Below are 12,360 nucleotides of genomic sequence, written 5' to 3'. Positions count from 1 at the left end.
CCCCCCGTACAGGAGAATCCAGACCATGAGCAACCCCACGCAGCTGCGTTACAGCAAGGAGCACGAGTGGCTGTCGGCCGCCGAGGACGGCGTGTCGACGGTCGGCATCACGGAGCACGCGGCCAACGCGCTCGGCGACGTGGTCTTCGTCCAGCTCCCCGAGGTCGGTGACAGCGTGACCGCGGGCGAGACCTGCGGCGAGCTGGAGTCCACCAAGTCGGTCAGCGACCTGTACTCCCCGGTCAGCGGTGAGATCACCGAGGTGAACGAGGACGTCGTGAACGACCCCTCGCTGGTGAACTCCGCACCCTTCGAGGGCGGCTGGCTGTTCAAGGTGCGGGTCACCGACGAGCCGGCCGACCTGCTCTCCGCCGCCGAGTACGACGCCGAAATCGCCGGCTGAGGAGTCCGTAGCCGCATGTCCGTTCTGAACACGCCCCTGCACGAGCTCGACCCCGCCGTGGCCGCCGCGGTCGACGCCGAGCTGCACCGCCAGCAGTCCACCCTCGAGATGATCGCCTCGGAGAACTTCGCCCCGGTCGCGGTCATGGAGGCCCAGGGCTCGGTCCTCACCAACAAGTACGCCGAGGGCTACCCCGGCCGCCGCTACTACGGCGGCTGCGAGCACGTCGACGTGATCGAGCAGATCGCCATCGACCGGGTCAAGGAGCTCTTCGGCGCCGAGCACGCCAACGTGCAGCCGCACTCGGGCGCGCAGGCCAACGCCGCCGCGATGTTCGCGCTGCTCAAGCCCGGCGACACGATCATGGGCCTGAACCTCGCGCACGGCGGGCACCTGACCCACGGCATGAAGATCAACTTCTCCGGCAAGCTCTACGACGTGGTCGCCTACCACGTCGGCGACGACGGCCAGGTCGACATGGCCGAGGTCGAGCGCCTCGCCAAGGAGAAGAAGCCGAAGCTGATCGTCGCCGGCTGGTCGGCGTACCCGCGTCAGCTGGACTTCGCCGCGTTCCGCCGGATCGCGGACGAGGTCGGCGCGTACCTCATGGTCGACATGGCGCACTTCGCCGGTCTGGTCGCCGCGGGCCTGCACCCGAACCCGGTGCCGCACGCCCACGTCGTGACGACGACCACGCACAAGACCCTCGGCGGCCCGCGCGGCGGTGTGATCCTCTCCACGGCCGAGCTGGCCAAGAAGATCAACTCCGCGGTCTTCCCGGGTCAGCAGGGCGGCCCGCTGGAGCACGTGATCGCCGCCAAGGCGGTCGCCTTCAAGGTGTGCGCCTCCGAGGACTTCAAGGAGCGCCAGCGCCGTACCCTGGAGGGCGCCCGCATCCTGGCCGAGCGCCTGGTCAAGGACGACGTCAGGGCCGTGGGCGTGGACGTGCTGTCCGGCGGCACGGACGTGCACCTGGTCCTGGTCGACCTGCGCGACTCGGAGCTGGACGGACAGCAGGCCGAGGACCGGCTCCACGAGGTCGGCATCACCGTCAACCGCAACGCGATCCCGAACGACCCGCGTCCGCCGATGGTCACCTCGGGTCTGCGCATCGGCACGCCCGCCCTGGCCACCCGCGGTTTCACCGCCGAGGACTTCGCCGAGGTCGCGGACGTGATCGCCGAGGCGCTGAAGCCGTCCTTCGACGTGGAGGCGCTCCGGGCCCGGGTGACGGCACTCGCCGCGAAGCACCCGCTGTACCCCGGTCTGAAGTAATTTCGTACGCTTTCATACATACGGGCATCAGGGGCATCGCGCACACTGGGTCAGTGGGCGCGGTGCCCCGCACCATGCACCGCATGAACGATTCGTCACCCTTGCTCTTCTGAACCACCCCCTTCCCGGTGGACAGCGTCGTCCGCCGAACCCTTAGGAGTCCTCCCGTGGCCATCTCGGTCTTCGATCTCTTCTCGATCGGCATCGGCCCGTCCAGTTCGCACACGGTCGGCCCGATGCGGGCGGCCCGGATGTTCGCCCGGCGGCTGCGCAACGAGGACCTGCTGGACTCCGTCGTCTCGGTGCGGGCCGAGCTGTACGGCTCCCTGGGCGCCACCGGCCACGGCCACGGCACGCCCAAGGCGGTGCTGCTCGGCCTGGAGGGCGACTCGCCGCGCACGGTGGACGTGGAGTCGGCCGACGAGCGGGTGGAGAAGATCAAGGACGGCGGCCGGATCCGGCTGCTCGGCGAGCACGAGATCGCGTTCTCCTTCGACGACGACATGGTGCTGCACCGCCGCAAGGCGCTCCCGTACCACGCCAACGGCATGACCCTGTGGGCGTACGACGCCTCCGGCGCGCAGCTGCTGACCAAGACGTACTACTCGGTCGGCGGCGGCTTCGTCGTCGACGAGGAGGCGGTGGGCGCGGACCGCATCGTGCTGGACGACACGGTCCTGAAGTACCCCTTCCGCACGGGTGACGAGCTGCTGCGCCTGACGCGGGAGACCGGCCTGTCCATCTCCGCCCTGATGCTGGAGAACGAGCGCGCCTGGCGGAGCGAGGAGGAGATCCGCGCGGGCCTGCTGGAGATCTGGCGGGTGATGCGGGCGTGCGTCGACCGCGGCATGTCCCGCGAGGGCATCCTGCCGGGCGGTCTGAAGGTGCGCCGCCGGGCCGCGCACACCGCGCGCAAGCTCCGCTCCGAGGGCGACCCGCAGGCCCTGGCCATGGAGTGGATCACCCTCTACGCCATGGCCGTGAACGAGGAGAACGCGGCCGGCGGCCGGGTCGTCACGGCGCCGACGAACGGCGCGGCGGGGATCATCCCGGCCGTCCTGCACTACTACATGAACTTCGTCCCCGGTGCCGACGAGGAGGGCGTGGTCCGCTTCCTGCTCGCCGCCGGCGCGATCGGCATGCTCTTCAAGGAGAACGCCTCGATCTCCGGCGCCGAGGTCGGCTGCCAGGGCGAGGTCGGCTCCGCCTGCTCGATGGCGGCGGGTGCCCTCGCGGAGGTGCTGGGCGGCTCCCCCGAGCAGGTGGAGAACGCCGCCGAGATCGGCATGGAGCACAACCTCGGTCTGACCTGCGACCCCGTCGGCGGCCTGGTGCAGATCCCGTGCATCGAGCGCAACGGCATGGCCGCGGTGAAGGCGGTCACGGCGGCCCGGATGGCGATGCGCGGCGACGGCTCGCACAAGGTGTCCCTGGACAAGGTCATCAAGACGATGAAGGACACCGGCGCGGACATGTCGGTCAAGTACAAGGAGACGGCCCGGGGCGGGCTGGCGGTCAACATCATCGAGTGTTAGGGGAACGGGCCCTGACCAGCGCGTTCGTGTCTCAGGCTGTGTCTTCGCCGTGACCGCAGTTACGCCACTCGGCAGGAATTCACCCGCTGGACACCGTACTTGGCGAAAACGCGGCTGACTCCGGCTCGTTAAGGACGACGATCGAGGACTCGGCGAGTCGGCTGCCTCGTCCGCGCCTTGCTCCCCGGTTGCCCGTAGGCGGGGCTTTCGCGTCTCTGCCGACCAGGAGCCACGGGCTACTGGTCAAGCCTCACTGCAGGTGCCGCCCGGGCGGGGCCCGGGCGGAAGCCGGGTGACCCTCGGTCGTGAGGTTCCCCAAAGGGATACGGCACCGGTTTGCTGGAGGTGTACGGCGAGACGGGGGTGAGGGTGATGGACGTCAACGGTGCGGGTGCGCTGATCGTGGCGGTCGTCGGGGTGATCGGGACCTTGCTGTCGGCCCTGCTCACCCAGCGTGTGGCCGAGCGCGGCCGGCGGCACGAGCAGGAGCGGGCCGAGCGAGCACAGGCACGGGCACGGGAGGTCGAGGAGCGGCGTGCCTGTTACGTCGCCCTCAACACCGCCTCCCGGCAGTATCTGGCCGCCCTCACCGACCAGTTGCACGCCCTGATCCGCACGGAGGATCCGCGCGCGGTGCGGCAGCGCCTCACCGAGGCCCGGGATCTGCACCGGGACGTGTATGCGGAGGCCCAGATGCGGCTGCCCGACCCCGTACTCGCCCTGGCCGGCGAGGTCACCCACGCGCTCGGCATCGTCTACGGCCGGCTACGGCGCCTGGACGACGGTGTCCCCCGCCCGGGCGACTCACTCGACGCCGCTCAGGGGGAGATCGACGCGCTGTGGGAACGGCTGCGGAAACTGCGGCGCGGGATGCGGGCGGATCTGGGGGCTTCGGGGGTCTCCCTGCCGGCCCCGTCCGACCCCGGTCCGCACCGCCCCCGAACTCATCGGGGCGCATCCCGGGCGAGTTCCGGGCGTTGATCGGGTGTGGGCCGGGAAAGCTCGGTGATCGGGCGTCGTGGTGACGGAGATCTCGTCATCATGGAGACCGGGACGGTCTGTCGAAGTCCTCGGGACGTGAGGAGTGCCGGTGGGGGAAGAAGAGGAGACCGGTGGTGTCCAGGCGTTGCGGGCCTGGGCCGGCGAGGCCATCGGGCGGGCGAAGGCGTTGCTGCCCGCGCCGGACAGGGTCGTCAGACCCACCCGCGCCCATGACGACTCGGTCACCGAACTCGACGCGCTCTCCCGCCTGTTGGACCACGATCCACAGCTGCGCAGCTCAGTGATCTCATGGCTCGGCGGTGCCCTCACCCTGCGCCACGCCGCCGGGGGCGGGACGCCCGAGGACCGGGAGCGGGCGCACGCTCTGCTGCGGGACGTACGGGACCCGGCGACAAGCACCGGAGCCGCGGCCTCCGCCGAGGACCGGCGGTGGGCCGCGCTGTTCCTGCTGACGCACGCGATGCCGTTGCAGGAGATGCTGGGCGGACTCTCGCCGGAGCCGGACGCGACCGCCGTGTTCGACATGATCATGCGGGAGGGACCGAGCGGGATGGCCGCCTTCGCGGCCGAGCTGCAGGAGCTGGTGACCGACGCGGCCGAGCTCCCGCTGCCGCCGGAGAGCTTGAGGCACCTGCGCCAGGTGCGCGACCTGTACGCCCGTCCCTCGGCCGCCGGGATCACCGACCTGTTCACGAGCCTCATACCCGACGACGGTTTTCCGGGGACCGATCAGCTGCGGCAGATGATGACGAGCTGGCTGGCGACAATGGGTGGTGGCGCGGGCCGGCGGAGCGGCTCGGGCAAGGGACCGGGTACCGGCTCGCACACGGCGCCGGGTACCGGCTCGGACACGAGTGACCCGCGCGTCGACCCGGTCCCCTCCGGCAAGGCCGCCGCCGGCACTTCCGACCGCTCGGACGCGCCCCCCACCGACGCCGACGCCCCGGCCACGCCCCGCACCCCCGACGACTTCCGCCGGCTCCTCACCGCCTTGCAGGCCGTCAACACCACGTCCGTGGACTTCGTGAACCACGTCGGCGGCGGCGACCCCGCCGCCCTCGATCAGCAGCTCGGGCGGCTGCGCGAGGCGCTGGACGGGCTGCCGGACGGCATGGTGGACAAAGGCGCTCTCGAAGGTCTGATGGCGATGCTGCTCAACGTGAGCGACGGCGCCGGCGGCACGCTTCAGGACCAGGCACTCGGTCTCGCGCAGGCCCGGACGATCACCGACTATCTGCGGCGCAAGTCGGAAAGCGCGATCCCCATGGCCGACGGCTTCGCGATCATGGCGGAGGTGATGAGCCTGATCACCGACGTCCGTACCGCAGGGCAGGCCGAGGACGTGGAGGGGCTTCGCGCCCTCCTGCCCAAGGCCGAGGCCCTGGCCGACGCCGTCCCCGAGGACCACCTCTTCCGCCACGTGGCCCTCACCACCCGCTCCATGGCCCGCCTCATGCTCGGCCGGTTCACCCTGGACAGGCAGCTGCTCCTGCGCGGTCTCGAGGACGTCGAGGCCGCCAGGACGGCCGCGGGGAACAGCAGCCTCCCGATCGGGGACCAGGAACTCGCGGCCGTGATCCCCGACCTCGCGGCCCTGCGTTCCTACCTCACCGACGACACGACGCACCTCCCGGACCGCGAGGTGCCCCCGCCCGACGCCCCCGCCGACCAGCTGCACTCCGCCGCGAACCGCCTCGGCATGCGCTACGGCCTCACCGGGGACCCGGCGGACCTCGAGGCCGGCATCGACACGCTGGAACGGCTCCGCGAGCACATCCGGCAGGGCCGGGCGCCGCGCGTCGCCGCCGCGTCCCTGTGGTCGCTCGCCGAGTCCTACCGCGCCCGCTGGCACCGGGAGCAGCGTGAGTCCGACGCGGACGCCGCCACCGACGCGGCGAACGAGGCCCTGGCCACCCTCGCCGCCGACGTGCTCCTCCAGCACGGCGCCGAACACCGCCTGACGACCGCACGCAACGGCGCCTCCCTCGGCGTACGGGCCGCCCTGTGGGCCGCCGCGCACGAGAGGGTGGACGACGCGGTCGCCGCCCTGGAGCTGGGCCGGGCGCTGGTGCTGCAGGCGGCGGCCACCTCCCGGGCCGTACCGGACCTGCTGGAGGAACGCGGACGCCCCGAACTGGCCGCCGCCTGGCGGGAGTCCGGCGCCACCGACAGCACCGAGCTGCCCGCCGAGCTGCCCAGCACCCTGCGCCGGCAGGCCCTGGAGGCCCTGGGTTACCGGGAGCGGGGAGGCCTGCTCAGCACCCCCACCCCACGCGAACTGGCGGACGGCGTGGGCGAGGCCGGCGCGGACGCGCTGATCTACCTGGTCCCCGGCAGCGACGGCGATGCCCCCGGCATGGTGCTGGCCATAGGCCCCGAGATCGGCATCGGGGTGGGCGCGCTGCCCGTGCTCTCCGAAGCGGCCGCCGGTCCTCTGGAGCGGTACCTGGACGCGGCCAATGCCCGCTCCAGCGACCCGAACCACGTCGACGTGCAGGCGGAACGGGCCTGGGAGGAGGCCCTGTCCGGCCTGTGCGACTGGGCGTACGAGGTGTTCGTCCATGTCCTCGCCGGGCTGGAGGAACACCTCCCGGGCGACGCGGCCGACCGCCGTACGCCCCGGGTCGTCCTGGTCCCCTGCGGCCGCCTCGGCATCGTCCCCTGGCACGCGGCCCGCTTCCCCGCGGGCGCCCCGTACGACCACCTCTGCCAGGCCCTGGTGATCAGCTACGCGTCCTCGGGCAGCCAGTTCCTGCGGACGATCCGACGCGCACCGCGCGATCCGGTCTCCGCCCCCGCCATGGTGGCCGACCCGAGCCTCGAGCTGACCTATGCCGAGCTGGAGGTCCTGGAACTGCGCAACGCCTTCTATCCGGGGGCGCGGCTGTACGGCGACTTCGCGTCCTTCCCGGAAGGCTCGGTACCGACCGGCACACCCGACCAGCTGCTGGCCCTGCTCGCCCAGGACCACTCGATGGTCCATCTGACCACGCACGGCATGGCGGGCGTACGACCGACGGAGTCGGCGCTGCACCTCGCGCACCCCGACGGCGGCGAGGGGGTCGGCCGGCTCACCGTGACCCGGCTCCTCGACCGGCCGCAGCCCGCCGAGCAGGAGGACGGCCCGTTGATCGTCCTGAGCGCCTGCGAGACCGACCTCAGCACCCGCGACCACGACGAGGCCCTGACCCTCACCACGGCGTTCGTCTCGGGTGGCGCACGCGATGTCGTGGGGTCGCGGTGGAAGGTCCGGGACAGCGCGTCGATGCTGCTGATGGCGGTTTTCCACCACCATCTGCGGGCCGGGCTCAGCCCCGTCGACGCGCTGCGGGCCGCGCAGTTGTGGATGCTCGACCCGGACCGGAAGGATCCGGGCTGTCTGAGCGAACAGCTGCGGCCGGACATCCGCCGCCCCGACCTCCAGCGTCCCTTCCTCTGGGCCGCGTTCATCCATCAGGGCCACCCCGGACGGGGGAAGGAGACCGTATGACCCGTATGACCCCTGGTGAGGGCAGCGGGACGAGGGTGCTCGGCCTCATCGACGAACACCTCGACAGCATCCGCGCCCAGCTGACCGACGAGCAGTACCAGCTCCTGCTCACCCGCCTGCGCGCGCTCGCCGACACTCCGCCGGACGACTCCAGGGCCGTACGCCGGGCCCTGCAGGCCGTGCGTCTCTGCCTGGTGGCGCTGCCGTACGGCCATCCGGTCCGGGAGGCACTGGACTCCGTCCGGTACGCCGGTACGGCGACCGCCGGCCGGCCGGTCGTGCTGCGGACGCGGCATCTGCTGGCCCGGCTCACGGCCGATCCGCCACCACCCCCCGACACCGCGGCCATCATCGCCGCCGTCGAGCGCAGACTGCTCTCGGCGCCCGCCCTCTCAGCCGCCGAGGTCCGCGCCCGGTACGGCGGTTCGGCGCCACCGCCCGAGCTGATCCGGCTCGCCGACCCCGACCTGGGCGACCGCTTTCCGGAGTTCCAGTTCCGGCCGGGGGACGGGGCGCCGTACGAGGTCGTCCTGGAGGTCAACCGGGTGCTGCTCGCCGACGCGGACCCGTGGGGAGCCGCCGACTGGTGGCTGAGCGGCAACGCGTGGCTGGGCGGGGGATCACCCTCCGCGCTCCTGGGTGTCCGGCCGGACCGCGACCTGGTGGGCGCGGCCGTCGCGTTGGTGGAGGGGGACTGATGCACGAGGCAACCGTGTCGCCCTCCGCGTTCCGCTTCCGGCCGCACTGGGAGGTGCTGCCGGCCGGTACCCAGCTGTGGCGGATGCACAAGTCCCAGTACGCGGCTGAGGAGTTCAAGCCGTTCGATCCGGACGACCGCGCGCCCGGCCGCTTCCACGGCACGGCGGAGGACCCGTACCCGTGTCTGTACGCGGCCACGGACCCGGAAACCGCGCTCGCCGAGACACTGCTGCGCTCGGTCCCCTTCGACCCGGAGACCGGTAAGCGGCTGGTCCTCTGGCGCCAGGTGCGGGGCAGGTCGCTGAACGGGGTGCGGACCCGGTGCGAGCTGAAACTGGTCTCGCTGTGCTCCGGAGCAGCCCTCGCCGCCGTCTGCCAGGACAACCGTCTGCTGGAGAACGAGGGGGAGGAGCACTACAGGAACACGCGGCGCTGGGCGCGGGAGATCCGGGCCCAGGCACCGGAAGCCGCGGGGATGATCTGGGATTCGAAACGCAACCCGTCGACGCGGGCGCTGGTGCTCTTCGGAGACCGCCTCGCGGACTGCGCGGGCGGACCACTCGAACCACTGCCGTACCGCAGCATCCCGGACCTCGGCTCCCCGGACGGCATCAAGGAGGTCAACCAGTTGCTGGAACCCCTCCGCTCGGCGATCAAGGAGCCGCTGCACCGGCCCTGAGCCCGGCACCCCGCCCGCCGCCCGCTTGTCCCCGTGTGACACGTGGTGTCATCGTTGGGGCATGCCACGGCCTTCCCTTGATCATGCGTCACTTCTCGCGGAGTTACAGGCGGTCCGGCGGGCGGGGCTACTGAGACTGCGCGGCCGCGAGCTGCCCGCCCTGGAGGCGGCCGCGGCCTCCCTGACCAGCGCGCGCACCCGCGAGGGCGCCGTGGAGGCGCTGCTGCGCCGCGCGGTGGAGCGGCTCGACGCGGGCACGCTGCGGACCGCCGCCGAGTACACCCTGGGCTTGGCCCAGGGCACCCGGGACTGGCCGCCGTCCTCCCGCCGGGCCCGCGCGGCCGAGGTGTACCGGGTGAGCGAGGAGCGCTTCCGCAAGCACCACGAGGTGATGGTGCTCGGGCAGGTGGCCGAGCACGTCGTGGAACTGGTGGAAGGCGGCGGCGACGAGCCGGGTGAGGGCGACTGGGCGAGCGGCACCCACCGGTCCGTGGACGTCGTGGCGGGCGACCGGACGGTACGCCTCACCCTCCACATCCACCCCGTCGACCTGCTGCGGGACGTGGATGTGGTGGTCTCCCCGGCCAACACCTACTTCGCGCTGCCCGAGCCGTACAAGTCCTCGGTACCCGCCTCGCTGCGCCGGGCGGCCTCCGTGCGCGGGGTGACCGGCGACCTGCTGGACGACCCGGTCCACGACGAGCTGCGCACGTGGGCGGCCCGGCACGGCACCGCGGGGCGCCCGGTGGTCCCGGGCACGGTGGCGGCGACCGGTTCGGGATCCATGGCCGAGTACGGCGTACGGCGGATCTACCACGCGGCGGTGGCCGTACCCCGGGCCGGCACCAACGACTACGACGTGCTGCCCGCCGACATCACCCGCGCCACAGCGCGCGCGTTCGCGGTGCTGGCCGAGGAGCACGACCGCTACGCCCCGCCACTGCGCTCGGTGTGCTTCCCGCTGCTCGGCTCCGGGCGCGGCGGGCTTCCGTACCGGGTGAGCGCGGCCGCCGTATGGAGCGCCGTCGAGGCGGAGCTGGCGCGCGGGGCGCGCTGGGACGTGCACTTCGTGGTGCACACCCCGGAGGCGGCCCGCGTGGTGGAGCGGCTCCCGGCCGGGCTCCGCCCGGGGCGCGACCGGTCGGCGCCCGGCCGGTCCGGTTGACTGGAGGGGCGGGTCGCTCAGGTGGGTGCCTGGGGGGAGCCTTCCCCCTGGGCGGCCCGCACCCCGGGAGCCTCTGATTCACCGGCGGAGTGTCAATTGCGGCAAGCAGAAGGCGAGTTTCCGCCGATGCCGCATACCGCGGCCGGATGAGCGTGCACGGCATCGAGTGCTGAGGGGCCGGGCGCCGCCCCGCGCGTTCCGCTCACACGCCGGCGCCGGCGCTCCGTCGCAGGGCGCGTCCGATGCGGCGTACCGCGGTGGTGGGTTCCAGCCCGCGTTCGACGCGCAGGAGGAAGCTGACCGGGGATGCGGCGAGTGCTTCGTCGCGCTGTCTCCGGGCTCCGCCGAGGATGCCCACGGCTGTCGCGCCGACGCCGGCCACGATGCCCGCCGCGCTGCCCGCCACGGTGCCGCCGACCGTGCCGATCAGTCCGCTCGCCAGGGCCGCCGAGGTGGGGGTGTCGAACGTGGTGCTGACGGAGGTGGTGATCGTCTGGAGGCCGACGCCCTTCATGGCCTCGCGCAGCTTCACCAGCTCGACTTCGAAGTCCCTGTGCACCGCCTGTCGCACGTACATGTCCAGTGCCTGCGCGCTGCGGATGCCGGCCAGTTCCTCGCGCAGGTCCGCCGCCGTCCGGGCGATGGCGTCCAGGTAGGCGAAGAACTCCGGCTCGTGCTTCCTGCGGAGTTCCACGATCTTCTCGACGGGCACCTCGGCGAGCCGGGCGGGGAGCACGCACCGCACCGACAGCACCCCGATCCGCCCCGCCAGGTCGCCGGTTCCGGCCGGGGCGGGGGCACCGCCCAGGAGGACCGCCGCCATCCGTTCGGCGTCCCAGGGGTCGACGGCCGTGTGGGCGGCCTCCTGGTCGGTGACGGGGAGGAAGGCGGTGCGGCCCGCGAGTTCGGCGGTCAGCGCGCACTTGTAGACCCAGGCGAGCGCCGGGTCCGTCCCCACCCACGCGTGGTGCGCGCCGTGGCTGACCGCGTTGCGCGTCCGCCGCACCGCCAGTCCGGTACCGAACAGGGTCTCCCTCAGCTCCGGTGACATCTCCTGCGGGTACAGGCCCGCCAACGGCCGGCCCCGGAGCGAGGAGAAGCGCGTGCGGTCGCCCGCGGGTGCCGGTGCGCCGGGCGGCGCGGGTTCGGCGTTCACCACGTCCACGGCGTCCGGGGCGCCGGCGCCGCGGACACCGAAGCGGCTCCGCAGCTCCTCACCGCGCTCGTCCACGAGGCGCAGCAGCTGCCGTGACGCCACCTCGACGGCCCCGGCGGGGTCGATGTCCCGGACGAAGCCGAGGTCGTCCCGCAGGACACGGACGTGGTCCGGGTCCGAGACGCGGAAGCCCTCGGGCACCACGCGGGCCATCTCCGGCAGGTACAGCGCGGCGGCTTTGATCCACGCCGGATCACGGAAGTGGACGTACGGGTAGTACAGGCCGGTGCGCTGCACGGACACGCTCCTTCGCGGAAGTCCCCGGGCCCTGTGGGCCGCCACCCGATGATGTCAGGAGGACCGGGTGCCGTCCGGCCGTGTTCCGTCCGCGATCGTCTCCGCGAGCTGTTCGGCCTCCAGCACGCTGCCCACCGGGCCGGCCGGGTTGACGTAGAGCGCGTGGCCGGGGGGCAGGCGGTCCAGGAGGGCCGGGACGGTGACGCGTTCGAAGGCGAAGCCGCCGACGCTGTCGAGGTGGGGCGAGGCGGTGAAGACCGGGACCACGAGCCCGCCGTCCTCCACCGCGGCGGTCACCAGGGATCCGTCCGGCAGGATCAGCACCGCCACCTCGGCGGTGGCCAGTGCGCGCAGGACGTCCTCGGCCGGTCCGTAACCGGTGACGGCGAGCTGGAGGGCCTTGTCGACGTCGTCGGTGGGCTCGGGCCAGCCGAGCGATTCCGGGGAGGGGCGGTACGCCTCGTTGTCCTCCCACTCCTCGATCTCGCCGGTCGCCCCCGTGCGCCAGCGGCCGACCACGACCCGGTCGGGCGGCACGCCCTCGCCGTCCCAGCCGGGGTCGACCATGCTGATCCAGTGGTCCGGCGCGAGCCGTGCGGCCTCGACGATGTCGTCGGGGGGCGTGGGCATCGCCGTCCCGCTCCGCTCACTCATCTCAT

At 72.6% G+C, this 12,360-nt stretch carries 10 protein-coding genes; 8 read left to right on the top strand and 2 right to left on the bottom strand.

Translation table 11 applies throughout. The annotated features are described in order from the left end of the window. Positions 1–25 precede the first annotated feature (25 nt). The 8 genes from gcvH to AB0A94_RS04410 all read left to right on the top strand — a co-directional run bounded on the left by gcvH (position 26) and on the right by AB0A94_RS04410 (position 10,248). On the top strand, positions 26–403 hold the full coding sequence (gcvH, locus tag AB0A94_RS04445) for a glycine cleavage system protein GcvH (protein WP_217136820.1): 378 nt from the start codon (positions 26–28) through the stop codon (positions 401–403). A 15-nt stretch (positions 404–418) separates the two neighbouring features. Then, on the top strand, positions 419–1,678 hold the full coding sequence (glyA, locus tag AB0A94_RS04440; RefSeq protein ID WP_361738704.1) for a serine hydroxymethyltransferase: 1,260 nt from the start codon (positions 419–421) through the stop codon (positions 1,676–1,678). A gap of 167 nt (positions 1,679–1,845) precedes the next feature. Further along, the gene (locus AB0A94_RS04435) at positions 1,846–3,213 is read left to right on the top strand and encodes an L-serine ammonia-lyase (RefSeq protein ID WP_361738701.1); all 1,368 of its coding nucleotides are present in this window, start codon (positions 1,846–1,848) and stop codon (positions 3,211–3,213) included. A gap of 372 nt (positions 3,214–3,585) precedes the next feature. Next, positions 3,586–4,194: a hypothetical protein gene (locus tag AB0A94_RS04430; protein ID WP_361739181.1), complete on the top strand. Its 609-nt coding sequence runs from the start codon at positions 3,586–3,588 to the stop codon at positions 4,192–4,194. A 109-nt stretch (positions 4,195–4,303) separates the two neighbouring features. Continuing rightward, entirely contained in the window at positions 4,304–7,705 is a 3,402-nt protein-coding gene (locus AB0A94_RS04425; protein WP_361738698.1) for a CHAT domain-containing protein, read from the top strand. Beyond that, positions 7,702–8,403, top strand: coding sequence for a hypothetical protein (locus AB0A94_RS04420; RefSeq protein ID WP_361738695.1), 702 nt, complete (start codon positions 7,702–7,704; stop codon positions 8,401–8,403). The genes AB0A94_RS04425 and AB0A94_RS04420 overlap by 4 nt, the downstream gene beginning before the upstream one ends. Beyond that, the gene (locus tag AB0A94_RS04415) at positions 8,403–9,083 is read left to right on the top strand and encodes an RES family NAD+ phosphorylase (protein ID WP_361738692.1); all 681 of its coding nucleotides are present in this window, start codon (positions 8,403–8,405) and stop codon (positions 9,081–9,083) included. Before AB0A94_RS04420 ends, AB0A94_RS04415 begins: the two co-directional genes overlap by 1 nt. A gap of 61 nt (positions 9,084–9,144) precedes the next feature. Next, complete coding sequence (locus AB0A94_RS04410; RefSeq protein ID WP_361738689.1) at positions 9,145–10,248, top strand: hypothetical protein; 1,104 nt, start codon at positions 9,145–9,147, stop codon at positions 10,246–10,248. 202 nt (positions 10,249–10,450) lie between these two features. Here AB0A94_RS04410 and AB0A94_RS04405 read toward each other — a convergent pair whose 3' ends face one another. Both AB0A94_RS04405 and AB0A94_RS04400 read right to left on the bottom strand, forming a co-directional pair. Next, positions 10,451–11,701, bottom strand: a complete 1,251-nt coding sequence (locus AB0A94_RS04405; RefSeq protein WP_361738687.1) for a DUF6236 family protein — start codon at positions 11,699–11,701, stop codon at positions 10,451–10,453. Positions 11,702–11,755: 54 nt separating this feature from the next. After that, positions 11,756–12,355: a type VII secretion system-associated protein gene (locus AB0A94_RS04400; RefSeq protein WP_361738684.1), complete on the bottom strand. Its 600-nt coding sequence runs from the start codon at positions 12,353–12,355 to the stop codon at positions 11,756–11,758. Positions 12,356–12,360: the final 5 nt, after the last annotated feature.

Source organism: Streptomyces sp. NPDC044984 (assembly GCF_040646935.1).
Lineage (GTDB): Bacteria > Actinomycetota > Actinomycetes > Streptomycetales > Streptomycetaceae > Streptomyces.
The sequence above is the reverse complement of the archived record's forward strand: the minus strand, read 5'-3'. Positions and strand labels throughout refer to the sequence as shown.